This window comes from bacterium (Candidatus Blackallbacteria) CG13_big_fil_rev_8_21_14_2_50_49_14, from assembly GCA_002783405.1.
GTDB lineage: Bacteria > Cyanobacteriota > Sericytochromatia > UBA7694 > UBA7694.
Genome location: PFGG01000027.1, coordinates 1 through 25,031, shown reverse-complemented (window position 1 = coordinate 25,031; position 25,031 = coordinate 1). Strand labels below are relative to the sequence as shown.

Below are 25,031 nucleotides of genomic sequence, written 5' to 3'. Positions count from 1 at the left end.
TCTGAATTTCAAAGATGCTTTTCAAGCGCAAATTTCTTTCGCCGCCTCGCGCAGGGACAAGATCTTGAGGCCTGAATCAACGGCAAACAAAGCCCCTGTGGGCATCGCCAGCCAGTCACGGGCATCATCCAGGGGTTCAGAGCAAAAAATCAGTTGCGCCTTTTCGGCCTGCAGGTGCTCAGAAAAAAAACGGTAATAAAGAGGTTGTCCTCCCTGATGCGCAAAGAGCACCTCACCATTGCTCATTAAAAAACTGATATAGGTTTCGGTAGGGGGCCCCTGTTGCTTTGAAAACGCACCGATCAAGGTCTGTAGATTTTCGAGCGCCCATTGAATGCTTCGGCCCAAATCTTTGATACTGTACGGATACTGGCGTGAGACCAGCCCCCAACGCTCCAACTCACTCAAGATAAAATAAAAAATCAGTTCAGAATCTGTATCGCCTTGAATTTCAGCTCGAAAATGACTGCAAATCTGAGACAGAATCAATTCCCGGTAATGACTGAAATTTTTAATATTGCCATTGTGGGCAAAAACCCAATTTTGATACACGAAGGGATGGTTATTGTCCAATTTGTTTTCTCCCACCGTGGCCAGGCGCAAATGGGCAATCAAGATCTGGGTATGAAGCGACTCACTGAAGCGCTTGAATTCGGGGTCGTGCAAAGCGGGAAGCAAGCCATGCTTCAGTTTCACCTCGCCCGCTTGGTAAGCCGCCAGCCCCCAGCCATCAGCATGCGTTTGACTGAGCTGAACAAAAGCTTGATCTGAAGCCGTTAAATACCTGGGCGGCCCCTGAATCTGGGCCTGAAAACCAAACAATCTGCACATCACAAGAACCTCTGATTGAATTGAAGCTCTCAGGCAGAATTCCTCATAGCGGGAGAAAACGCAAACAGCGCTTGCCCATCACTCATTTTTCAGAACCGCGAGGTTCTGCAGGAATTGGCACCGTTTCTTGACACTGCTTCTGGGCAGCGGCGAGCAGGTTGCCCCGGCGTCTAAGGGCCAGTCCCTCAGCCGGTCTGAATGAGATTCAAGGCTTATTGTAAACAAATCCAACTGAATTGACAAGCCAAAATAAGGGGGTTGCGCTGTGAATCAGGCCTGACCGATCAGATAGGTGCCCTGAAACATGGGGTGAGCATTTTCAAGCGCCCCGACCGAACTGAAAACATGCAAAGGCACCACGATCAAACGCTCATCAGCGGTTTCAAAATGGTGGGGGCACATTTTTTCAAGCACAACGATCTGGCCCGGATAGAGTTCTGTGCGCAATTGCTGCTGGTTCATGCCGACCACGCTGGTGCCATGGCCACTCAGCACATACACCACACGTACCGTCGAGTGAATATGGTGGGCCTGTTCAGAAGAATAGGGAGGAATATCCAGCCATTGCAGGGTGGGGTCTCCCAAACGCTCAGGCGGAAAAACCTGTCGGGTAGCACAGCCATTGACATAGGGCAGATTGGCCTGGGTACGCAGGCCTGAACTTTTGTTCTCGGGCATATAGCCCCGAATCACGGTGGCCAGCCAGGGACTGGTCAGTTTGAAAGGGCCTCGCCGCAGAAAGGCTTCCTGTTTGTCTTCTGAGAGATAAAAAACGCAGTCGCCGCGCTCAACCGTGAGTTCATGTCGGCCAGCATAGACCGTATAAAAATACAAATCCTGCTCTCGGGCAGACACAATCACCCGTTCATCGGGGGCAATAAAACGCACGCCATAGGTGGCCGCTAAATCTCTTGGTTCTGTTTGCATAGGGGGAATTTTAACATATCGCGCCAGATTTTCCACTGAAAAGCCTCAAGCGAAGAAACAAGCTTTTTCAAGGTGAAGCTTGAGCCCCTTGATCTTCCCAACGGGCCAGCTCCTGCCCCTGCCATTTTAAAACAGGGAACTTGCGCCAACCGGGCAGGTCAAAATGCCACCACTCGGTGGGCAAAGGCTCCAGCCCGCCCTGTTTCATGGCCTGCTCCAAAAGGCTGCGGTTGGCCCGTGCCTTGGAGGGCAGCTTTTGGTAATCGCGAAAGGCCCGCTGACTGAACTCGGTATAGGGCGTAGGCATTTCCAGCTCCTGGCCCTGGGCATCGACCAGGGTCAGATCCACCGCCGTGCCACGGGTATGGCGTCCGCCCTTGCGCGGGTGGCTGATAAAATTTTCGTTTTTAATCTTTTGCCAGAACAGTTCCTGAAAAGCCATCGGACGATAGGCATCCCAAATTTTCAAGCGATAGCCCTTGGGCTTGAGCCAGGCCTGCGCTTTTTGCAAACGCTGTGCCAGGGCAGGCTGGGCCCAGGCCCGGTGAAAGGGATAAACGGCTTTTTTGAGAAACTGCCTTTCGGTGGCAAAGCGCAATTCCACCTGAAGCTCAGGCACCACCTGCACCAGATCGACCAGGGGTTCTGGCCCGCTTGCCCCAACCGGAGCCTGGCTGACCAGGCCCAAGGCCAGCAAAAGTAAGCCCCATGCTTTTAAGCCACGCCCCGTAAAAGACATGGGCTTAAGGCTCATAGCCCAGCCAGGGCGCCAACCAGGTTTCCATTTCTTTGAGCGCAACTCCCTTGCGTTGGGCATAATCAGCCACCTGATCGGCTCCCAAGCGGGTAATGCTGAAATAACGGGCCTCAGGATGCGAAAAATACCAGCCGCTGACCGCCGCAGTAGGTGTCATGGCACAGTGTTCGGTCAGCGCCAGGCCAATTTCTTCGGCCTGCAGCAAGGCAAAGATCGTGCGCTTTTCAGTATGATCAGGGCAGGCCGGATAACCCGGTGCGGGCCGAATGCCCCGGTATTTTTCCTGAATCAGCTCCTCAGCAGACAAATCTTCGCTTTGACCATAGCCCCATTCCTGCCGCACTTTCTGGTGCAACCACTCGGCCAGGGCCTCGGCCAATCGATCGGCCAGGGCCTTGAGTAAAATCGCATTGTAGTCATCATGGGCGGCTTCAAAACGCTGCACATGCGCATCCAAACCAATGCCTGCAGTGACCGCAAAGCTGCCGATCCAATCGGGGCGCCCACTGGCCACGGGGGCCACAAAATCCGCCAGGGCCAGATGGGGTTTATTGCCCAGATCCTCCTGAGCCCGCAGACTGTGGAAACGGGTCTGTTCCTCACTGCGGCTGGCATCACGGTAGACGAGAATATCATCGCCCTCTGAAGCAGCGGGATAAAAGCCATAGACGGCACGGGCTTCAAGCCATTTTTCCGCCACCACAGTTTTGAGCAGGGCCTGGGCATGTTCAAACAGCTCGCGGGCAGCGTGCCCCATTTCCGGATGTTCGAGGATTGCGGGGTAAACACCTCTCAATTCCCAGGCACTGAAAAAGGGTGTCCAGTCGATATAGGGCAGCAACTGCTCCAGCGGAATCTGCGTCAAAACGCGTCGCCCTGAAAATTCAGGCTGGGCCAGTTCCAAATGCTGCCAATCAAAGCGCGGGGCACGGGCACGGGCCTGTTCAAGACTGAGCAGGGCGCGTGCCGAACGGTTCAGATAGCGCTCACGGGTCAAGGCCTGCTGAGCGCGCACCTGGGCCAGATAGTCTGCCGACTGGGTTTCGCTCAGCAATTGGCTGACCACCGTCACGGCCCGTGAAGCATCGTTGACATGCAGCACCGGGCCTTCGTAGGCCGGCGCAATTTTCACTGCCGTGTGCTTGGTACTGGTGGTGGCCCCGCCAATCAAAAGTGGGGTTTTAAAATTCAAACGCTGCATTTCTTTGGCGACATGCACCATTTCATCCAAAGAGGGCGTGATCAGGCCGCTCAGGCCGATAATATCCGCATTTTGGGCCTGGGCTTCGGCCAGAATTTTGTCGGAGGGCACCATCACGCCCAAATCAATCACCTCGTAATTATTGCAGCCCAGCACCACCCCGACGATATTCTTGCCAATATCATGCACATCGCCCTTGACGGTTGCCAGCAGAATTTTGCCCTTGCTGCTCTTGGCGCTTTTATCGGCTTCCATATAGGGCAAGAGCCAGGCCACCGCCTTTTTCATGACCCGTGCACTTTTCACGACCTGGGGCAAAAACATTTTACCCGCTCCAAACAAATCGCCGACGATATTCATGCCAATCATCAGGGGGCCTTCAATAATTTCAAGCGGCCGCTCAAAACTGGCAAGGGCTTCAGGCAGATCGGCTTCAAGATAGCCATCAATGCCATGCACCAGGGCATGCGTGATGCGCTCCTGCAAAGGGGCCTGCCGCCAGCGTTCATCCTTTTCGCGCTGGGTGCCCTGTTTGCGATAGCTTTCGGCCAGACTGACGAGCCGGTCGGTGGCCTCGGGGTGGCGGTTAAACAGCACATCTTCAATATGCGTCAGCAGTTCAGCGGGAATGTCTTCATAGACCGCCAATTGTCCGGCATTGACAATGCCCATGTCCATGCCCGCCTGAATCGCATGGTAGAGAAAAACCGCATGCATGGCTTCGCGCACATAATCATTGCCCCGAAACGAAAAGGAGAGATTGCTGACGCCCCCACTGATCAGAGCCCCTGGGCAAAGCGCTTTGATTTCGCGAATCGCCTCCAGAAAGGCCCGACCATATTCGGCATGTTCTTCCATGCCCGTGGCCACAGTGAGAATATTGGGATCAAAGATAATCTCCTGGGGCGGGAAGCCCACTTCTTCGGTCAGCAGGCGATAGGCCCGGTGACAGATCGAAACCTTGTGTTCAGCCGTGACGGCCTGCCCCCCCTCATCAAAGGCCATCACCACCACCGCCGCACCATAACGGCGAACCAGGCGGGCCTGGGCCAGAAAAGCCGCTTCACCCTCTTTCAGACTGATCGAATTGACCACGCTTTTGCCCTGCAAACACTGCAGCCCCGCTTCAAGCACCTCAAAGCGCGAACTGTCGACCATGATCGGCAAACGGGCAATATCTGGCTCAGAGGCCAGCAAATAGAGATATTTCTGCATCACGGCCACCGAGTCGATCAGGCCTTCATCCATATTCACATCGAGCAGATTGGCGCCCCCCTCCACCTGTTGGCGGGCGACCTCCAGCGCAGCTTCATAATTCTCTTCACGGATCAGGCGGGCAAATTTACGCGAACCCGTGATATTGGTGCGTTCGCCCACCAGGGTAAAATTGGAGTCGGGGCGCAACGTCAGCGCTTCCATGCCACTGAAGCGGGGCAAAGCAGGCACTTCAGGCAGTGAGCGAGGGGGCAAACCCTGCATGGCCTGGGCAATGGCTGCGATAAATTCCGGGCGCGTGCCACAGCACCCCCCAACAATATTCAGCCAGCCCTGCTGGGCAAAATCCTTGAGAATGGCCGCCATCTGTGCGGGGGTCTCGTCATAGCCGCCAAACTCATTGGGCAGCCCCGCATTGGGAAAACAACAGACATGCACAGGGGCCAATCGCGCCAGCTCTTCCACATGCGAGCGCATCTGAGCAGCCCCCAAAGCACAGTTGATACTCACTGCCAGCAAGGAGGCATGGGCAATGCTGTTCCAAAAGGCTTCCACGGTTTGGCCCGAAAGGGTTCGGCCACTGGCATCGGTGATCGTGACCGAGGCAATCACGGGCAGACGTTTGCCTGTGGTTTCAAAATAAGCTTCAAGCGCAAACAGTGCAGCTTTGAGATTGAGGGTATCAAAGGTGGTTTCAGGCAGGAGCAGATCTACGCCGCCATCGACCAGCCCCCGAATCTGTTCGGTATAGGCTGCAACCAGCTCCTGAAAAGAGATATTGCGAAAACTGGGGTTGTTGACATCGGGCGAAAGCGAAGCCGTGCGGTTGGTCGGGCCGATGGAACCCGCCACCCAGCGCGGACGGGGATCTTCTTTTTGAATTTCAGCCACAGCTGCGCGGGCCACCTCAGCGGCGGCCTTGTTGATGGCATAGACCTGATCTTCAAGACCATAATCGGCCATGGAAACCGACTGGGCATTGAAAGTATTGGTTTCAATGATATCGGCCCCTGCCAATAAAAAATCACGGTGAATGCTTTGAATCAAATCGGGGCGGGTCAAACAGAGCAGGTCATTGCAGCCTTTGAGGGGCAGCGGATGGGCCTTGAAAGCCTCCCCGCGAAAATCGGCTTCTTCTAAACCGAAGGTTTGAATCATGGTGCCCATGGCACCATCGAGAATGACAATACGCTCTTTGAGCAGGGCTTCGAGGGAAGTGGTCATGGCAGGTATCCCAGTCTACAGAATGCCCCATTATAGCACGGGGGGCTCAAGGCTCTGGCTGAGCAGAGGTGGAGTGGCGGCTTCTCTCCGCCTGAATTTGAGTTTTGCCCCTTCAATCCAGAAAACGATAACGCAGTTTCAGCTCTCCACGTGTTCCGGGCTCAGGCTGCCAGCGCAGTTGGGCCTCAGGAGCATACCAGTCGCCCTGATACTGTCCGGTAATTTTATCCTGCATCGGCCAGCGCTGATAGGGTTTCCCATTCAAGAGCAAGACCAGTGTTCCTTTCCCCTCAAGCTGCCCAGAAAAATCTAAATCCAGGTGATAAACAGCACCAGGCCCTGCGGTTTGTAATTGAATATCCTTCATCTGCCCCAAAGCATAATGCTGCTCCTGCCAGAAAGAACAGGCCGTAAGCAAAAAAGAGACTCCCAGCAGCAGGGTTGGCAAAGCCTGTTTCATTTTCATGCAGGGCCTTTCAAAGCGGTGATTTTTCAAGCGTCCTCTCAAAATATACGTATTTTTCGGGTACAATACAAGTATCATCCCAACCAGGAAAGAGCCCCATGTCGCAAGTCTCGATTGAAAGCCAGCGCGCCCCAGAACCCGTTGGTGCTTACCCCCATGCCCGCCGGGTAGGCCCCATGCTCTATCTGTCTGGCGTGGGCCCCCGTCAGCGGGGCAGCCAAGAAATTCCCGGCGTCACCCTGGGGCCCACAGGCGAAATTTTAAGCTATGAAATTGCCACCCAATGCCATTCGGTTTTTGCCAATGTGCGCACCATTCTTGAAGAAGCGGGTGCCCGCTGGGAAGACCTGATCGATGTCACTGTCTATTTAACCGATATGAAACAGGATTTCCCGGTTTTTAACCGCCTCTGGGCGGAGTATTTTCCACACCCAGAAAGCCGCCCCTGCCGTACCACAATTGAAGTGGGGGCTCTGCCCACCCCAATTGCTATCGAACTCAAATGCTTGGCCCATGTAAAGGAGACCCCCCATGCTGCGTAGCCCGATTAATTTCATGCAATGGATTGAAGAGCACCGCGAGTTGCTCAAACCCCCCGTAGGCAATCAACTGGTCTGGGAAGACACCGAATTCATGATCATGGTCGTGGGCGGCCCCAATTCCCGCAAAGATTACCATGTCAATCAGGGCGAAGAATTTTTCTACCAAATTGAAGGGGATATCACCCTCAAGGTGATCGACGAGGGCCAACCCAAAGATCTGCCGATCCGCCAAGGCGAAATTCTGCTTTTGCCAGGCGCAGTACCCCATTCCCCCCAACGCCCAGCCCACACAGTGGGTCTGGTGATTGAACGCAAACGACTGGCGGGTGAAAACGATGGTTTTCAATGGTATTGTGAAAACTGTGGCGAAAAACTCTACGAAGAATTTTTGCATGTCACCAATATCGTGACCCAACTGCCACCTGTTTTTGAGCGTTTCTTTAGCAATTCAGCCCATACCACCTGTCAAAACTGCGGCACCGTAATGCAAGCCCCAACCCGTCCTGCAAAGGACACCCCATGAAAATAGATATCCACACCCATATCATGCCCGAAAAAATGCCGAATTTTGTTGAAAAATTCGGCTATCAAGGTTTTCTCGAACTGCACCACCACGCCCCCGGCAAAGCCCTGATGGTCAAAAATGGCAAAGTTTTCCGTGAAATTGAGAGCAATTGCTGGGACCCCGCCGTGCGCCTGCTGGAATGCGATCAGCACGCCGTAGATGTGCAGGTGCTTTCTACGATTCCGGTTTTATTCAACTACTGGGCAGTCCCCGAAGACGCACTCGAAGTTTCACGTTTTCTCAATGACCATCTGGCCGAAGTCGTGCGCACGCATCCCAAACGCTTCGTCGCTCTGGGAACGCTGCCTCTGCAAGACCCCGACCTGGCAATTCAAGAGCTGGAGCGCTGCATTCATGAGCTGGGCTTCGCAGGGATTGAAATTGGCACCCATGTCAATGATTGGAACCTCGATGAACCCGCTCTTTTCTCGGTTCTGGAAGCCTGTCAGGATCTGGGAGCTGCTGTGTTTGTACACCCCTGGGATATGCGGGGGGTCAAAACCCTTCAGAAATACTGGTTGCCCTGGCTGGTGGCCATGCCCTTTGAAACCGCTGCCGCGATCTGCTCTCTGATCTTTGGGGGTGTGATGGAACGTTTGCCCAAATTGCGTTTGGCCTTCGCCCACGGGGGCGGCTCATTCCCCTGTCTGGTGGGGCGGATTGAACACGGCTTTCAGGTGCGTCCGGATCTTTGTGCGGTAAATCCGATCCGCAATCCGCGCGAATATCTTGGCCAATTCTGGGTTGATTCCCTGGTTCACGATACCCTCTCGATGCAAACTCTGATCGATGTCTTTGGCGAAAACCGAATTATTCTCGGCAGTGATTATCCCTTCCCGCTGGGAGAGCAGATCCCCGGCACGCTGATCGAATCCATGCCCCAGTTTACGCCTCAGATCCGTGAGAAATTGCTGGCCGGCAATGCCCTGGAATGGTTGGGAAGAGAAGCAGGACATTTCTGCTGTAATTGAGCCCAGCCCAAGCAATCAACAGGCTTTAGCAATCACCGCCAAAGCCACAGAAACGTGAAATCGGGATTTTTTGGCCCGGAATACGCAAGGGACGGGGCGTCATGGTAATAATCAAGGCATTGGTCACAGGACGCGGGCCATGCTTAATCCCCTTGTCCTGAAAATAAAGTGAAGTCGAGCCCCCGCCATCCAAGCCCATGGCTTCTACTGCGCCCAAGCGGCGCATAATCTGTGCCAGCCGGGTATAGGTGACTCCCCCCCGGCTTTTGCCCTCAGGAAAGACATTGATCAGCAAAAGTTTCTGGTTGTGAGTATAGCCCAGCGCACTGCGGGAATTGGGGGCCTTGAGTGAAGCCTGAAGCTTTTCCTGGAAATAGGTATTGTGAATTCTGCCCTGATGTACCAAATGCGGTGCGCCGGTGATCACGGTGCGCACATCTGTCCATTCGCCAGAAGCTTTGGCCTGCAGAATCACTCTTTGCCCCAAGGGATACATGCGTTGAATTTCACGCCCGCTCCTGCCATGGGCTGAAATGACATAGCCACTGCGGGGAATCAGTGTATTGCCCGTGCCATAGCCAATAATTTTATTTTTTTCAACCACCACCTCGCGCCCCCAACTATTGGTGCCCGTGCGTTTGCCGAAGCGCGAAGTATAAACCATGGTTTGATGGGTTCTTCGGGGTTGATTCACTCCACTGATGGCCTGAAAACGATTGCGTTCAGGAAAGAGCAAACCGGTTTGAATTTTGGGAATACCAATCACAAATTGACGATCTGAAGTAATGCCCAGAGAAGTACGTCGGTGACGTGAATCAGCAATAATCTCACCATCCCGCATCAACAATCCTACGGAACTGGCCATATGCCGGCCCTGAAAAAAACTGCCATTGATGGCGGCCAAGGCATTTGTGCGTTCTGCCATGCCACGCAAACGCTCTTCACCACTGGCTTTTCCATGGGCCAGAGCAACACCCACAATCATACGGGGATCCTTCAAATTCACTTCAATCAGGTGTACGCGCAAGGCATGGCCGTGATCAGAATCTTTAAACGAACGATAGGACAAAGGCGAGGCTCCCGGCTGAACAGCATAAGCCGGAAAAGCAAAAACAAAAAACAGGAATAAAACACCTAAAAATGGCATGGCTCTGTCCCCTAGACTATGAGTATACGCTTTCTAAGCACAATAAAACAGGACCCCTGTCACTGTCAAAGACGAAAGCCCCTTCAACGGCCTTTCAATTATTATAAAAGCTTTGCAGAACAAGCATCAAGCACTTGCAGAGGCCTTGTCCAGAGCTGGATAACGCGCCAAGAGAACAGATTTTAGCTCTGAAAAGACCAGCATCAACTGGGGAAAAAGAGCTTCTAGTTTTGCTTCTGACTCTTCTAAAAACGCAGCTTCAAGTTTTTGCAAGAGTTTGTACATGCCCGGTGCCGCCAAATTGGCTGTTGCACCTTTCATACGGTGCACCCCATAACGACAGGTTTCAAAATCCCTGCGCAAAAAAGCAGAATGCAAAAGTTCAATTTGAATCGGCGTTTCACTTAAAAACAAAGCAACCACTTCTTCAGCCACGGCCTGATCACCCATCATGCGCTCCCAAAATTTGCTTTCCTGAAAAATTTCAGTTGACACAAATAAAGGCAGTTCAGCCGAGGGGGGCCTGGTCTCGCGAGAAACAGCAAGAAGCCAGTGATTTAAAACCTGTTCCAATTCTTTTACCAGCAAGGGTTTGCTGATATAGTCGTTCATTCCCACCCTTAAACACTGTTCACGTGTTTCGGCCTGAATATCTGCTGTGAGAGCAATGATCGGTACTTGCGCATTCAAAACATTCCCAGCGCCAGAGCGAATCTGACGTGTGGTTTCAAAGCCATCCATACCAGGCATCTGACAATCCATTAAGATCAAATCATAGGGCATAGAAGCAAGCGCGCTCAAAGCTTCTTCTCCTCCCGCAACCGCATCGGCTTGATAGCCGAGTTTCTGTAACATACGCAACGCCACAATCTGGTTCGTGGCATTGTCTTCAGCCACTAAAATACGAAAACTGGTTTGAGCAGGTTGAATACCTGAAGAAATTTCACTGACAGAAAGCGAAAGCTCCCAGCAGTTCCTTTCACGTTTGAGCAGGAGCAGCGCTTCTTTTAAAAGTTTTTCGCGTATCGGTTTGGTCAAACAGCCGGCAAAACCAAAACGGCGTAAATTTTCAGTTTGACCGCCCGACATCGGCATCATCAAAACAGGTAAAGTCGCTCTCATGGCTTCACTTTTTTGCAGTTGAGACCCCCAAAGGGTGCCCTTGCCGTCGGGCAAATGCAGGTCAAAAATCAGAGCGTCAAAAGGCTCTCCTTTTTGGCGGGCTTCCCAGGCCAACTCAAGTGCCCCTTCGCCATCACAGGCCTGGGCCAGCTCGACCCCCCAATGCTTACAAAACCCCTTAAACTGCATATGTATCGCAGATTGGGGCGAAGTCAAAAGCAAGCGGAATCCTTGCAATTCAGTCTCTGTTCGTTCGGGGAACGGTTTGGCTCCCACAGAAAGCAAGGGAAGGTGCAGACAAAATACCGAACCCGCTTGGCTAGAGCTTTCCAGCTCTAAAGTTCCCCCCATTAACACTGTTAATTGCGTAGAAATAGTCAGCCCCAGGCCTGTACCTCCGTATTTACGGGTTGTTGAGCCATCTGCTTGGGTAAACGGCGAAAAAATAGCCCCCTGATGCTCAGGTGCAATACCCGATCCGGTGTCTTTAATCCGAAAACAAATCTGACCAGACTCTGATTCATGGGTACATAAACTGGCCTCTAAAATAACATGTCCCTGCTCTGTAAACTTAACCGCATTTCCCCCCAAGTTCAATAAAATTTGCCTGAGCCGGGAAGGATCCCCACGCACCCAATCGGGAACCTTTTCATCGATAATCAGCACAAATTCCAACCCTTTTTCTTGGGCTTTCACCGCCAAAATTTCAGTAATTTCCTCCAAAAGTTGTCGCAATTCAAAATCCAGAATTTCTAATTCCAAACGGCGGGCTTCGATTTTCGAAAAGTCCAAAAGTTCATTGAGCAACGCCATCAAGGCTTGGCTGCTGCTTGAAATCAGGCCTGTATACTGACGTTGTTCAGTATTCAAGGGGCTGTCCAATAAAAGTTCGGTCAAGCCAATAATGCCATTCATGGGCGTTCTCAATTCATGGCTGATATTGGCAAGAAACTCACTCTTGGCTTCACTGGCCTGCTGAGACTGATTCGCCATTTCACGCGCCTGGGCCGTGGCCTCTTCCAATTGAAGATGGGTGCTCAAAAGTGATTCTTCTGCCTGCTTTCTCGCCAAAGTTTGGGCGACGGTATTGGCAAAGGTTTCTAAAACCCTGACCTCTTCAATCGTCCAAACATGGCTGTATGTCAAGCTGCTGAAACAGATGAAACCTTTTAATTTATTCTCCCAAACCAAGGGGGCCAGCAAAACAGACTGAATCCCCAGGCTTTCCAATTGCAGTTTTTCCCGCCAGGCAGCTTGGGGCAAAGCCGCAAGCTCAGAAACATGAAGCACTTCAAAACGCTCTAAGCGCTCATACAGCCAGGCAAATAAAGTAAAAGAAATGCCTTGAAATTGAGAGGCAATCGGCTCAATGCCCAAAGCACACCATTCATGGGTACAGAAAAGGTTCTGCTTGCCATTGATTTGCATCAGCAGACTCTGCTCCATACCCAAAAGGGCAGAAATCTCCCCCATGGCCGCATCCAAAGACTGATCAATTTCTTCAAGCGGCATATGAATAAAACGGGTGGAAATATGCGTGATCAAAGAGAACAAAGACAATTGGTATTCAAGTGCTTTCCCATGTCGCTCCTGCTCACTGATATCCTCAATCAGGTCCAGACGCGCCGGACGCTCAGCAAAATCAAGCGCATAAGAAGTTGCTTTGACCTTGATTTTTTCACCCGTTTTTTTCTGATGTTCCTGATAGCGAACCCAAGGCGATGCTGAGGTCCAAAGCTCTTGTTTCCGCTCACACAATGCTGAATCCAAAACCAGAGCTGAATAGTTCTGCTTCAAAAACGCGGCAGGCTCCCAGCCATAGGTTTCAGCGGCTGATTGATTGACAGCCAGAAAGGCTTCAGTCTCTGCGTCGCAAATCCACATGGGCAAGGGGTTCTTCTCAAATAAATCCCTGTATCGGGTTTCACTTTCCCGCAATTGATGTTGAATCGTATATTGTGGGGAAATATCCCGAATCAAACAGACAAAACCTAAACTTTGAATATGGGGGGCAATCGACTCTAACCGCAGTTCAAAAACGATCTCCTGTTCCGCGCTTAGAAGCTGAACGTCAAAAACCTGCGCCTCTTGAGACTGAAGATAGACAGACCAGTCACACCAATCGCTCAAACAGGCTGCCACAGGCTTTCCCAAAGCCTGCGTATCCAAACCGGTATAACGACTGGCCACCTGATTTAAATCCACAATACGCCCTTGGGAATCAAGAATCATCACACCATCTGGCAGTTTTTCAAATAAAACAGAACGCGCAACAGGAGAAAGTTCAAGCAGGTGAAAACGCAGTCCCCATAAAAAAAGCACAGCGCTGACCCCCAGAATAAAGGGGCCTGGATCAAGGTTCCAGGGGCTCAATCCCACAAGATAAATTAGATTTCCGAACCAAGGAAACAGAGACCCCATCAAAAGCAAACCCAAATTCTTGCGAAAGGGTCTGGCCACCTGGCGCCAGAGCATAAAAAAAAGGGTGCTTGAAAAGAGGATGGCCAAATTGGCATAGGCCTGAACCCACCAATACAAGACCCCTTTTTCAGACACAAAAGTCGCGAAGGGCTGGTTCTGAATCTGCAACCAGCTCCGACTGTAGAACAAATGGTGGGCGTGATTGCCCCAGACCAAAGCCAAAATCCCCACAGAAAGGCTGACCAAAACACCCCAAACCCAAGGACGTAGCCAATGAGAGCGGCCCGTATAAGCCAGACTGAAAACCACCAAAGCAGGAATCAGCAAACTGATCCCCAAATACTCTAAATGAATCCAAAGCAAAACCAGTTCAAGCCGTGAAGAGCACAATTCCCCTACATAACCAGCAACATAAATGATACTGGCCAGAATCAGCCAGGAAAAACTCCGCGTGATCAGGGTCGCCGCCGAAGCTTGTACCACAAAAAAACAAAAAATGAGCCCGATCACGACCCCCATAACGGGAATTGAAAAATAATTAAAAAACAAAATCCAGGCCCTCTGTGTTTACTTTCTTAAGCAGAAATCTTGGTGGCTGATTTCTGTATTTTACCCGATTCGGCACAGAGACATGCCCAAGCTGATTTTAAGCCGTTTATGTCACTATTGATTATTTTCGCAAAAATTTGAGTTTTTTCCGGCCCTCTTGACGCTGATCACCCGCATCGCCTATCTTGAAGATGATGAATAAAAGTGGATCGGGTGATTGCGTGTGGCTTCGGCTGCGCGAGGAAAGTCCGAGCTCCACAGGGCAGGACGCTGGCTAATGACCAGTGGGGGTGACCTCAGGACAGTGCCACAGAAAAAAACCGCCCTGAATGCAGAATATTTGTGAACAAGATACGCAGTAAAAACGCAGAACCAGATCCAGTCCGGTGTTTTCTTCGGAAGCACCTATCGCAGCAAGGAATCCACTCCGCATTTTGAAAAGATCGTAGCAGATAAGAACGCAGGGTAAGGGTGCAAAGGTGGTGTAAGAGACCACCGGCAACCGGGTGACCGGTTGGCCAGGCAAACCCCGTCCGGAGCAAGGCAAACAGGGATAACGGGCGGCCCGCCCAGATCCCGGGTATGCTGCTAGAGGAGTCTGGTAACAGGCTCCCCAGAGGGATAATCACCCCTTGTCTTCGGACAAGGACAGAACTCGGCTTATAGATCCACTTTTATTCTATCACCCACCCAGGAGCAGCTTCCATGTCGGATCATTTACGCAAAACCGTACGTCAGGCCCTTCAAACCCATTTGCCCACCGCTCAGAAAATCGCCTTGGAGATTCACGCTCATCCAGAATTGAAATACCAGGAATTTTATGCCAGTCAACGCCTAAGCGAAATCCTTGAAAAAGCGGGGCTGAGTGTTGAAAAGCCCTTTGGCAAACTTGAAACGGCTTTCTGTGCCCGCATGGGTAGCGCCCCAGGCCCCAAAGTCGCTATCTTGGCAGAATACGATGCCCTGCCTGAAATTGGCCATGCCTGTGGGCACAACCTGATTGCAGCCTCAGCGCTGGCCGCTGGTCTGGCCCTGGCTGAAATTCGTACTGAATTGCCCGGTCAAATTTTAATCATGGGAACCCCTGCTGAAGAAACCGGGGGCGGAAAAATTCGTCTGATTGAAGCAGGTGCTTTTGAAGGGGTGGACGCAGCCATGATGTTTCACCCCTTTGACCAAAATCTTTTGGGCCTGGATTCCTTGGCCATGCATATTCTGCAAATCGATTTCACAGGCCGCCCCAGCCACGCCGCCATGGCCCCCTGGGATGGGAACAGTGCCTTGACAGGCTTGATTCAAACCTTCAATTTAATCGATTCCCAGCGCATTCATTTCCACGATGGCACCCGCATTCACGGGATTATTACCGATGGGGGCCAAGCCACCAATATTATTCCCGAAACCGCCAGTGCACGCTTTTCTCTGCGGGCCCGCAAATCTGATTACCTCGATCAGGTGGTGGTTCCCCGCATCATGCGCTGTGCAGAAGCAGCCGCCCTCGCCACCGGCACCGAAGTTAAACTGACGCTGGAAAAAGGCTATAAAAACATGGTCAATAACTGGCCGCTGGCACAAAGGTTTGGACACTTCCTGCAAGAGCGGGGAATTCAGGCCCCACAAACCGATCCTGAATCTGGCATTGGCAGCACAGATATGGGTGATGTCAGCCAGGTCGTGCCCTCTATTCACCCCTATCTGGGCATTTGTGCCAAGGGAGAAAGCAGTTGCCACCAACACCGCTTCGCAGAACTGGCAGCCAGCCCAAGTGGGCTTCAGGCAATAGAACTGGCGGCAGAGTCCTTGGCACTCACCGCCCTGGATGTCTTATTGGATCAAAATCTCAGGGCTGAAATCAAGGCTGCTTTTCAGGGCAGAGAAGGCTTTGACAAATAATTTTTACTCCGGCTTGGAATCCTGACCTGCCCCGTATATTTCTCTGTGAAGATCCGCTATAATCAGATCAAGGCAGTTTGTCTGCCCCGACACAAAAGTTAAACTTAATTAAAATAAGCAAAAACTTTTGTTTAATCTTGGGGTTCTTGACGCAAGATCCCAAGCAGATCAGGCCATAATCTGAATATAGAAAGCACCATTGCGGAGGGCACAACGAATGCAAGTCAATCCTTACGGACCCCAACCCCCTATGCAGGGTCCCCAACGGCAGGGATATCCCCAGCCTGTTGTGTACCGCCCCAATACTCCTGGCTATGGAACACCTGATATGTACCGTCCGGGTATGCCCCCCACCGGCCCGGCAGGAAGCCCTGGCATGGGCCAACCCCAACAGGAATACCAATATGTCGCTCAGAAAGACGTAGCTTTTGGTTTGGCCGGCGCTGCTGCAGGTTTCTTTATCGGTGGCCCGATTGGTGCTTTAATCGGGGGTGCGATTGCCCTGGTCTTGAGTGCCATCATTCGCGCCGTTGCCCATATGAAAGAAGCCAAACAACAACAGCCCCAAATGCCCAATGGCCAACAACCGCAAATGCCTGCTGCTCCCAATTATCCCTATCCTGGTCAGCAACAACGTGCGGGTGCACCCCAACAGCAGTACCAGAATCAATACAATTATCAGATGAACCCCAATCAAATGCAGGATCCGCGTTACCGTTATCCTCAACGCTGATAAGAATTCTGCTCAAATGAAGGGCCGACACCTTGGTGTCGGCCCTGTTTTTTGACTCAGCTGGCATAACTCAGCAGAAGCATCAAAAGGCTTAAAACAAGCACCCAGTGGCCATGCATATAGCGCACTCCTCTCCAGGAACTGATTAGAGTATAGACTTCTAAATTGAAAACTCAAGAAAAACTTACTGAGAACTTTCTGAGAAACTTAGCGAGCCAGCAATTCATAACAATTGGCAATCCGCATGGCAAACCCCCGAATCAACTGCAGAGTCCAGGAAGGATGCAATTGAAAGATCATGCGAAAATGCTCCTGGGTCAGCGCCAAAACCTTGAGTGGTTCTGAGGCTGTGACGGTGGCTGAGCGCGGCTTACCCTCAAACAGAGCCATTTCACCAAAGATATCGCCTTCTGTCAAAGAAGAGAGAACCTGCCCTGAGCGACTGACTTCAACACTGCCTTCAAGAATCAGAAAAAGCTCGAGCCCCTGATCCCCTTCACAAAAAAGGACTTCACCCGGAGCATAGGCTTTGCCAAAGCGGGCGTAAATATCATGTGAAATAGCAGAGACGCCATAAAAGGCCAGATTATACAGGCCTTGCTGGGTATCAAAACCCAATTGAGAAGAATCGCCTTCCAGGCCAAACTTTTCTTGTTTCAATGCCTCTTTTTTGCGTCGGATTTGCACCAGATGGCCTTCTGCTGACTCATGGTAAGAACTTTTGGAATAGCTGAAACAGATCCGCTCAAAATAGGCCTCTGCCACAGAATAATTGCCACTGTGAAAATTTTCCTGGCCCAAGAGGTAGAGCACGGTCGCCGCATCATGAATCGCTTCATGCTTGTGCCGCACCCGAAACGCAAGTTCATCATCCACCTTGCGCTGATGACCACTCAAGCTGCTGATCGCAGACACTGCAAATTCAATATTTTTGCCCAGATAGAGCTCAAAGGCTTCTGAATCCCAACTCAAAACCTCTACGGGTTCACGCGCCATGACAGAAACAGGATAGGCCTTGGTATACAAACATTCCAGGCCAATCAGACTGCCTGGCCCCAAAAGAATTTCGACCACTGAACCAGAGGCCGATTTACAGGTATAGGCCACCTTGCCTGAAAGCAGATAAGCGGGCTGAATCGTCTCTGGAGCCCCTAAAACCTGGGAAACCAAAAACTGACCGGGCCGAAAACTTTGCTTTTGACCTTCCTGCGGATAATACACAAGTCTAAACTCCTCTGTCTTAAACACTTGCTAAAAACAGACATCCTGTCACAGATGACAGGATGTCTGAGAAACAGAAAAACTAACGGTTGGTACGGGACTGGGTTTTGAACATATCCGCCAGGTCCGTTACGCGATAGCCCCCAGGCAAAGCAAATAAACTGGCTTTGATCGGAATATTCACTTCCAGGCTGCGGGCCTGCATTACAGCGACTTGTCCACGCTTATCGGTAGACACATCCACCTTCAGGGGCAGCACCAGATCTTCTGCCAGCCAGACTTTAACCTTCACGGTTTCAGTGCTGGTTTTACCCTGGCCAGCAGGGATATTGCCTTTTTTGGAGATCTCCCAAATACTGCAGCTATGCCCCAAAATTGAAGCGGTGCCGATCTGCTTACCCCCTTGGGACTTGATTTCAGCACGCAATTTGGCAGGATCGCTGAGCAGATTGGGGTCATTGAAAAGCTGGGCATTTGCACCTTTTTGAGCGGCCCCACCCGTCATTTGATTGAACTGGGCAGAATCAATCCGAATCGCAGTTTTATTGCGATCGTCGAGCATATAGCCGACTTTTTGATTGAGGTCCATAATCACAGTGGCCCGATTGTTGACCTGAACCGGACTGGAATTATGGGTCATGGCCATATTGCTTTCCACTTCGGTTCGGAATTTCATATTGCTGTACCAAATTTTCGCGTTGGCCTTGATATTGCGGCCCCCTTCTTTGGAAACCAGCTCAGTTGTCATAATCAAAGATTTTGGAAGTGCCCAACTCTCAAGTCCGGGCATGCTGAAGGCAAGCACCAACAGCAGAAATAGAATACGTCGAAGCATTGAGTTCTCCTCTTGTTTCAATCGCTTTGTATGGCATTTTTGATATGGGTATATACGAGCGTGCCATCGCTCTGTTTCTGCAAACCGAGCGCATCAAAGCGAAGCGGGCCCTGATGCGGATGTTTGAACAGATAATATCTGGCCGCCTGAATCAAACGGGATTGTTTGAGCGGCGTGATCGCTTCCAGGGGGCTCCCCTGACGGGCTGAACGCCTCAATTTGACCTCTACAAAAACCAAGGTTTCACCTTCCTGCATGACCAGATCCAATTCTCCCTGGCGGGTATAGACATTTTGCGCCAGACAAACATAACCTTGCGATTCCAGCCAGGAACGTGCCAGTGATTCACCGGTATTTCCAAGCTTACGCTGATTCGTTTCTGAAAGACTGGACATCTGGAAGCACTTAAAAGTTCCTTTCGGCCATTGTTTTTACTTTAGCATATTCGTCTGCTTTTCTGTGAAACAGGACAATCCAGAGGCTATGTTCTGGCTGTCAGGGCAGAACTGAGGCTATCATGGAAAGACCATGACACATACGATTTTTGCTGGATTTTTTATCATTGCCTTCGCGATTTCACTGGGACTTTTTGGTGCAGGAGTAGCCACAAAGTCACGTGATCTGCTGCGTTGGGGCACCTGGGGCTTTGTGCTCAGCTTTGTTTTTCTGGTCATCCTCTATAGCAGTGGCTTCCCGCTCAAGGCTCAGATTCTCAGCCATTCCCCTGATCTGGTCATCAAAGCAGCAGAAAAACACCACCGCATGGCCAAATTTGTTTTAACCGGCTGTATGCTGATCACGGCGGCCTGTACCACCATTTTGATCAAATTCAATAAAACAGAAGCACCGGCCTGGTTTGCCCCCAATATTCTGTTTATCAGCCTGACGCTCTTGATCTTTGTGCTGCGCTCATTGCTAACGGGTTTTGGCATTGGCTGGGCCGAGCAGAAACAAAAATCTCAGCCCGCCCCCAGCCCTGCCAGCAGCGTGCTTAAACCCGGGGGCTGAGTTCCTTGGCCTCGCTCGATACGATGGGGGTTTGAAAGGGCAGGGTTTGCTCTCCTGTAATCAAGCGCGCTGAACGGTTACGCGAGAGATAATTCCAACCCCATTGCAAAAGCACCAGCAGACGGTTGGTAAATTCCACCAAATAGAGAATATGGATAAACAGCCACATGCCCCAGGCCACAAACCCAGAAAATTTCAAATTGCCCACCTGAACCACAGCCAGGGAACGCCCAATCGTGGCCATACTGCCCTTGTCGAGATAATGAAAAGGCGTGGTTTGGGCCTGAGGATCTGCCAATTTCTGACGCAGTAAACGCGCCACGTATTTGCCCTCTTGCATCGCCGCAGGAGCCACCCCAGGAACCTGTTTACCAGCCTGCATGACACAGGCCAAATCGCCAATGACGAAAATTTCAGGATACCCAGGTACGCTCAAGTCAGGCGCGACCTTGACCCGCCCAGCCCGGTCCAATTCAACACCGGTGGCCTGCGCCAAAACCTGCCCCAGCGGAGAGGCCTGAACCCCTGCGCCCCAAAGCACGGTATGTGTCGCAAGCTGAGTCTCGCTTGCCTGTTTGAGGGTAATCTGACCGGCCTGGATCTCAGTCACCGCCGTTTTAAGCAAAACCTGAACCCCCAATTTTTCAAGCGACTGCCGCGCTTTTTCTGAAAGTTCAGGCGCATAGGGCGCTAAAATCCGCTCTCCGGCTTCTACCAAAAGAATTTCAGCTTGGGCCGGATCGATCTGGCGAAAATTATCCCGCAAGGTCTCATGGGCAATTTCACCCAAGGCCCCAGCCAGTTCAACCCCTGTGGGCCCGCCGCCCACCACGACGAAACGCAGCCAGGCTTTGCGCCGTTCAGGATCAGTTTCGCGTTCTGCGGATTCAAAAGCCAGCAAAACCCGGCGGCGAATTTCAGTGGCATCTTCAATGGTTTTTAAACCGGGAGCATGGGGTTCCCAATGGGCATTGCCAAAATAATTATGGCTGGCCCCGGTGGCCACCACGAGATAGTCATAGCTTAAACTTTCGCCATCGCTGAAATGCACCTGACGGTTGGCAGGATCAATGGCTTGAACCTCGGCCAAAAGCACAGCGGTATTTTTCTGTTTTTTCAGAATGGCGCGCAAAGGGGCTGAGATATTGGCGGGAGAAAGGCCGCCTGTCGCCACTTGATAAAGCAGCGGTTGAAAAAGGTGAAAGTTGCGACGGTCGATCAGGGTCATTCGGGCTGGGGCCTGTTTCAGATTCTGAGCGGCATAAAGCCCTCCGAAACCCCCGCCGATAATAACAATATGTGCCGGTTTGACAGGCATAAAAGCCTCCTTGATTGCAGGGTAATAACAACCTTGATGCTCTGATTATAAATTATTAGCGTAAAAAATACAATTTATTAGCGGGCCCCAAAAATACGGGAGCCCACCCGCACCAAAGTCGCCCCTTCTTCAATCGCCCATTCAAAGTCTCCAGACATGCCCATGGAAAGGGTTTCCCAATCCGTCCCCGGCAGATTCAAGATCTGGGCTTCAGCCTGCAAATTCCGCAGGCGCTTGAAACAATCCCGTACGGGTGCTTCCTGCTCCGAAAAAAGTCCAATCGTCATCAGGCCCCGGATCTGCAAATGGGGAAGTTCTGCCACCCGCTGAATCAGTTCAAGTGCCTGATCGGGGGCGACCCCAAATTTGCTCTCTTCATAGGAGGTATTGACCTGAATCAGAATCTCCAGCTTGCGATTTTCAGCCGCCAGACGTTGATTGAGCTTTTGCGCCAAGTCCAGGCGATCCACCGATTGAACCAGGCGGGCAAAACGCAAGACATCTTTGACCTTGTTGGTTTGCAAATGCCCGATAAAATGCCAGATCGCAGGGCTTTCATGCAAAGCCTCGGCCTTGGGCAAAGCCTCTTGCACCTTGTTTTCTCCCAAGAGGAACTCCCCACAGGCCAAAGCGGCGCGAATCCGCTCCACAGCCACGGTCTTGGTTACCAGCATCAGCTGTACTGCATCGGGAGCACGCCCCACACGCTCGCAGGCGGCCTGCATGCGCGCACGCACCGCTTGAATATTTTCAGCAATCAAAGAAGGGTCAGGCATAAGAAGCTATCCTAATATCGCAAAGTTTCGCACCCATCATAGCACGCGAAACAAGGACTGAGCGTGAATCAAGCACTGGGGAGATGGGTGATTTATCACCGACAGTTCCCCCCGCTTGCCGCTATAATGGCTCTCAACAGATTGTTATATTTCAGAAGCTGCGTTTTGGCAAAACTTCTGAGGCTAGAGAGATAAGGATTTTAGCGCATGTTGAGATGGTCTATTCCCGGGCTGATGATCGCCCTGGGGCTGATGCAGACAGCCCAATCCCCTGCCAGCCAGGTCAAAACCCCCGATTATAAAGCCTGTGGGCTGGAAGTGCGCCTGGATCGGGCACGCCCACTTGCCGATTGGAAAAAAACAATCGCAGGTTACAGTGAACGGCATTATGCCGAAAAAACCTGGGAACTCAAGCCACAGGCGCTGGTCATGCATTATACTGCAGGTGAGGGATTCCCCTGGAATCTGGTAAACAGCAAAGACTTTGCGGGTGAGACACCCGGCTTGGCCTCGCATTATGTCGTAGATGGCGAAACCATCTGGGAAGTGCTGCCACCTTTTGTCCGTTCCCGCGCAACCTATGGCATCAACCACCGGGCCCTGAGCATTGAAATGGTCGCCCGTGACGCCCAGGATCTGGCTCACCGCCCAAGCACGCTCAAAAGCGCGACCCGTCTGGCCAGTTGCCTCATGCGTTTTTATCAGATTCCCGAACAGAAACTCTACTCTCACCAGGCTGTTTCGCGCATGAATCCGGCCGAGATACCTGAGGTCAAGGATTTAATCGATGCCCATCCTTACCACAAGGTAGATCCAGGCGAAAACAATATGGCGACGATTCGCAAAGGCCTGCGTCAAAACTAAGAGGAGATCGCTTCATGCGTGGAGCCGCATTATTATCTTTAATTACGCTGCTGGGCCTGACACTGGGCGCACCCGCTCAGGCGGTGCCTTTGGCCCCCTACCGTCTTCAGGAATTGCCTGTTCAAGCTCAAAGTATCCAGAAAAAAGCCATTCCCGTCTATCGCTTCGGCTCTGGTGAAAAAGAAATTATCTTTTTATTCGCGGCCTTTCACGGTGACGAAAGCCAAGGCCCCTATATGCTGGAGCAATTAATGGGCGAACTGATCCGCCAGCCTGGCTATTATGCCGAAAAAACCATTTACTGTATTCCCATGGTCAATCCAGATGGCTTTGAGCGCAAAAGCCGGACCAACGGGCGCAAAGTCGATCTGAACCGCAATTTTCCAACCCACGACTACCGCCCCGGCCTGAATGCTGGCACCCGCTACTATGCGGGCCCTCAAGCCCTGTCTGAACCCGAAAGCCGTTTGGTCTATGAACTGATCAAACCCCATCTGAAGCAAAAATCACGTAAATCCATTAAGATTTTGAGTATTCATGGCCCACTGGCGGTGGTCAATTATGATGGCCCCGCCCAGGCGCTGGCGCAAAGCATGGCGCGCTATAATCAACTCCCGGTCAAAGGAGAGATTGGCTATGCCACCCCAGGCTCCTTTGGCACCTATTATGGCAAAGAGCTGGGTATTCCCGTGATCACCTTGGAAACGGGCTCTGAATCGCCTGAAAGCGCCTGGAAAAAGCACCGTAACGCCCTGCTCGCACTCTTACAGTACCCCAATGCCGAGTTGGTGCCCACTCCAAAAGCCAGCCCCACGGCCCTGCCCAGCCCCGTGGCAACCCCCAGCCCTTCTGCAGAACCCAGCCCGAGCGCCTCTCCTGCGCCCAGCACGGCCCCAAGCGCCATTCCCCCAAGTAGCCAGCCCTCTTCTCTCTCACAGACCTTGCCCCCAAACCCTGGCCAAGAAAAAATCGCCCCCTTGCCTGAGGACCTGACCCTTTCAACCCAAGAGCTCAAAAAAAGCCAGGCCAAGAAACGCCGGCTCTGGTTATTGGGGCCCACCCCCAGCCCAGAACCGACTCCTTTGCCCACACCGATTGCCCCCAGTTCTGAGCCTACCCCTCTCCCGACCCCAGTGCCGACTCCCGTAGCCACGCCTGTACCTACCCCTACGCCCTATCAACCGGGTCAGCTCAAATTGCCCGCCAAACTTTCAAACAAAGCCTATCTGCGGGTGAGCAAACGTCTGCAAACCCTGCAAGTGATTGAAAATGGTCAGGTTCTGCTTAGCGTTCCTGTCTCCACCGGCTTAGGCCCCAAAGATACCCCTGAAGGCAGCTTCTCGATTATCTCCAAGGTGCCCAATCCCCCTTATTATGGCAGCCCCCATCTGGGTCGCCGTTCCTATCCGCCCAAGCACCCCCACAACCCCCTTGGCACCCGCTGGATGCAGCTCAATGTGGGGCACTTTAAAACACGTGTGGCGATCGGGCTGCACGGCACCGATGAGCCCAATCTGATAGGCAAAGCCATTTCAGGGGGCTGCGTACGCATGCACAATGGCGATGTGGAACAACTGTTTAAGATTTTAAGGGTGGGAATGAAAGTCGTGATCAGCGCTAAATAAGAGCGCTTCAGGGCCAGTGAATCGTTAAGCGCTGCACCACCGGAATTCCTTTTTTAAAGGTTTGGGGTTCGGGGGGAGGCTCGTCGATCACAAACGCCAGCGAATGCACAAAACTGCCTGATTTTTCATGGCGACCAGCTGGCAAAAGCGGCTCAGCGGGCACAGACGGAGCTTCTGTTTGGGCCTGCACACGTCCAACCGCCTGCCGCCGAAGCTCAGGGGCAAGCTCTAAGGAGTGAGAGGGGGGGCCTTGGATAGAATTGAGATTCATGCCTTCAGATTTCTAGACTCTGCTTGCAGTGATTATAGCATGCAGCCCCACAAATCTTTCGTCAGAACCCTGTACAACCAGAATTTAGGCCTCTTCATTCAGGGCCTTTGAACAAAGAAGAAAAGACTGAAGATTTTAGAACACACCAGTCAAAGATTACAAAAAAAATAGAAAACCGACAATCCAATCCAATCCAATCCAATCCAATCCAACGGGGATTATGGCAGATTTTCGCCTTTGATTTTTCAAGCCCTTAGCCGTATATTCAGAAAATCACGCCACTGCTGGGGTACTTTCTATGGGCAATTTTTTCATCTCTCTTCGCAAATCTTTTACGCCTTTTACGGCCAGTGTACTGGCCAGTCTGCTGCTCTTTTCCTGTATGACCCAAACCCCCAGCTTGAACAGCCCAACTCCCCGCCAGGGGTTTCAAATCAAAAGTCAAACTTCTTCCGCTCATTCTTTGATTCCCGCAAATACGGCCCTGGTCAAAGGCATTTCACCTGAAGTGTTTTCCCCAGTTGGTTTTCAGGTACTTTCAGCCCCCCA

The 25,031-nt window shown here is 51.8% G+C and carries 22 protein-coding genes, 1 other RNA gene and 1 riboswitch; of the genes, 10 read left to right on the top strand and 13 right to left on the bottom strand.

Annotated features, from left to right (window positions below; translation table 11 throughout):
* Window positions 1-21: 21 nt before the first annotated feature.
* The 5 genes from COW20_05970 to COW20_05950 all read right to left on the bottom strand — a co-directional run bounded on the left by COW20_05970 (window position 22) and on the right by COW20_05950 (window position 6,621).
* Entirely contained in the window at window positions 22-831 is an 810-nt protein-coding gene (locus COW20_05970) for a hypothetical protein (GenBank protein PIW49439.1), read from the bottom strand.
* Between the two features lie 79 nt (window positions 832-910).
* A riboswitch (SAM riboswitch) is annotated at window positions 911-1,036 on the bottom strand.
* 65 nt (window positions 1,037-1,101) lie between these two features.
* Window positions 1,102-1,758 carry a hypothetical protein gene (locus COW20_05965; GenBank protein PIW49438.1) on the bottom strand — a complete coding sequence of 219 codons (657 nt, stop codon included), beginning with the start codon at window positions 1,756-1,758 and terminating at the stop codon, window positions 1,102-1,104.
* Window positions 1,759-1,825: 67 nt separating this feature from the next.
* Complete coding sequence (locus COW20_05960) at window positions 1,826-2,575, bottom strand: peptidase M15 (protein ID PIW49437.1); 750 nt, start codon at window positions 2,573-2,575, stop codon at window positions 1,826-1,828.
* A complete protein-coding gene (locus tag COW20_05955; protein PIW49436.1) occupies window positions 2,502-6,155 on the bottom strand; it encodes a methionine synthase in 3,654 nt (1,217 codons plus the stop codon). Before COW20_05955 ends, COW20_05960 begins: the two co-directional genes overlap by 74 nt.
* Before the next feature lie 112 nt (window positions 6,156-6,267).
* Window positions 6,268-6,621, bottom strand: a complete 354-nt coding sequence (locus tag COW20_05950; GenBank protein PIW49435.1) for a hypothetical protein — start codon at window positions 6,619-6,621, stop codon at window positions 6,268-6,270.
* Window positions 6,622-6,719: 98 nt separating this feature from the next.
* Between COW20_05950 and COW20_05945 the strand changes: the two genes are divergently transcribed.
* From COW20_05945 to COW20_05935, 3 genes are read left to right on the top strand one after another with little or no spacing between them, the layout of a single operon-like run.
* Window positions 6,720-7,163, top strand: coding sequence for a 2-aminomuconate deaminase (locus COW20_05945; protein PIW49434.1), 444 nt, complete (start codon window positions 6,720-6,722; stop codon window positions 7,161-7,163).
* The gene (locus COW20_05940) at window positions 7,153-7,686 is read left to right on the top strand and encodes a 3-hydroxyanthranilate 3,4-dioxygenase (GenBank protein PIW49433.1); all 534 of its coding nucleotides are present in this window, start codon (window positions 7,153-7,155) and stop codon (window positions 7,684-7,686) included. The genes COW20_05945 and COW20_05940 overlap by 11 nt, the downstream gene beginning before the upstream one ends.
* A complete protein-coding gene (locus tag COW20_05935) occupies window positions 7,683-8,699 on the top strand; it encodes a 2-amino-3-carboxymuconate-6-semialdehyde decarboxylase (GenBank protein ID PIW49432.1) in 1,017 nt (338 codons plus the stop codon). The genes COW20_05940 and COW20_05935 overlap by 4 nt, the downstream gene beginning before the upstream one ends.
* Before the next feature lie 25 nt (window positions 8,700-8,724).
* On the opposite strand, the gene COW20_05930 is transcribed toward COW20_05935, so the two are convergent.
* Together COW20_05930 and COW20_05925 are read right to left on the bottom strand one after the other, a co-directional pair.
* A complete protein-coding gene (locus tag COW20_05930; protein PIW49431.1) occupies window positions 8,725-9,846 on the bottom strand; it encodes a hypothetical protein in 1,122 nt (373 codons plus the stop codon).
* 126 nt (window positions 9,847-9,972) lie between these two features.
* A complete protein-coding gene (locus COW20_05925) occupies window positions 9,973-13,938 on the bottom strand; it encodes a hypothetical protein (protein ID PIW49430.1) in 3,966 nt (1,321 codons plus the stop codon).
* Window positions 13,939-14,139: 201 nt separating this feature from the next.
* On the opposite strand from COW20_05925, the gene rnpB reads away from it, so the two are divergent.
* From rnpB to COW20_05910, 3 genes are all read left to right on the top strand, one after another.
* Window positions 14,140-14,617: RNase P RNA component class A (gene rnpB, locus COW20_05920), an RNA gene on the top strand.
* 26 nt (window positions 14,618-14,643) lie between these two features.
* Entirely contained in the window at window positions 14,644-15,831 is a 1,188-nt protein-coding gene (locus COW20_05915) for an amidohydrolase (GenBank protein PIW49429.1), read from the top strand.
* Between the two features lie 217 nt (window positions 15,832-16,048).
* The gene (locus COW20_05910) at window positions 16,049-16,564 is read left to right on the top strand and encodes a hypothetical protein (GenBank protein PIW49428.1); all 516 of its coding nucleotides are present in this window, start codon (window positions 16,049-16,051) and stop codon (window positions 16,562-16,564) included.
* 207 nt (window positions 16,565-16,771) lie between these two features.
* Here the strand turns inward: COW20_05910 and COW20_05905 are convergent, their stop codons facing one another.
* Genes COW20_05905 through COW20_05895 form a run of 3 tightly spaced genes read right to left on the bottom strand, consistent with a single transcriptional unit; the run spans window position 16,772 to window position 19,015 of the window.
* Window positions 16,772-17,812, bottom strand: a complete 1,041-nt coding sequence (locus COW20_05905; GenBank protein ID PIW49427.1) for a hypothetical protein — start codon at window positions 17,810-17,812, stop codon at window positions 16,772-16,774.
* 55 nt (window positions 17,813-17,867) lie between these two features.
* Complete coding sequence (locus tag COW20_05900) at window positions 17,868-18,620, bottom strand: hypothetical protein (GenBank protein ID PIW49426.1); 753 nt, start codon at window positions 18,618-18,620, stop codon at window positions 17,868-17,870.
* Window positions 18,621-18,637: 17 nt separating this feature from the next.
* On the bottom strand, window positions 18,638-19,015 hold the full coding sequence (locus tag COW20_05895; GenBank protein ID PIW49425.1) for a YraN family protein: 378 nt from the start codon (window positions 19,013-19,015) through the stop codon (window positions 18,638-18,640).
* 133 nt (window positions 19,016-19,148) lie between these two features.
* On the opposite strand from COW20_05895, the gene COW20_05890 reads away from it, so the two are divergent.
* On the top strand, window positions 19,149-19,628 hold the full coding sequence (locus COW20_05890) for a hypothetical protein (protein PIW49424.1): 480 nt from the start codon (window positions 19,149-19,151) through the stop codon (window positions 19,626-19,628).
* On the opposite strand, the gene COW20_05885 is transcribed toward COW20_05890, so the two are convergent.
* Together COW20_05885 and COW20_05880 are read right to left on the bottom strand one after the other, a co-directional pair.
* Window positions 19,612-20,946 (bottom strand): FAD-dependent oxidoreductase, encoded by a 1,335-nt coding sequence (locus COW20_05885; GenBank protein ID PIW49423.1) that lies wholly within the window; start codon window positions 20,944-20,946, stop codon window positions 19,612-19,614. The genes COW20_05890 and COW20_05885 overlap by 17 nt on opposite strands.
* 77 nt (window positions 20,947-21,023) lie before the next feature.
* The gene (locus COW20_05880) at window positions 21,024-21,722 is read right to left on the bottom strand and encodes a YggS family pyridoxal phosphate-dependent enzyme (GenBank protein PIW49422.1); all 699 of its coding nucleotides are present in this window, start codon (window positions 21,720-21,722) and stop codon (window positions 21,024-21,026) included.
* Window positions 21,723-21,929: 207 nt separating this feature from the next.
* Here COW20_05880 and COW20_05875 point away from each other — a divergent pair, with 207 nt between their 5' ends.
* Window positions 21,930-22,586: a hypothetical protein gene (locus COW20_05875; protein ID PIW49421.1), complete on the top strand. Its 657-nt coding sequence runs from the start codon at window positions 21,930-21,932 to the stop codon at window positions 22,584-22,586.
* 14 nt (window positions 22,587-22,600) lie between these two features.
* On the top strand, window positions 22,601-24,211 hold the full coding sequence (locus tag COW20_05870; protein ID PIW49420.1) for a hypothetical protein: 1,611 nt from the start codon (window positions 22,601-22,603) through the stop codon (window positions 24,209-24,211).
* A gap of 7 nt (window positions 24,212-24,218) precedes the next feature.
* Here COW20_05870 and COW20_05865 read toward each other — a convergent pair whose 3' ends face one another.
* Window positions 24,219-24,482, bottom strand: coding sequence for a hypothetical protein (locus COW20_05865; protein PIW49419.1), 264 nt, complete (start codon window positions 24,480-24,482; stop codon window positions 24,219-24,221).
* Between the two features lie 298 nt (window positions 24,483-24,780).
* Between COW20_05865 and COW20_05860 the strand changes: the two genes are divergently transcribed.
* Window positions 24,781-25,031: hypothetical protein (locus tag COW20_05860; protein ID PIW49418.1), on the top strand; the 251-nt coding region annotated here is incomplete at its 3' end.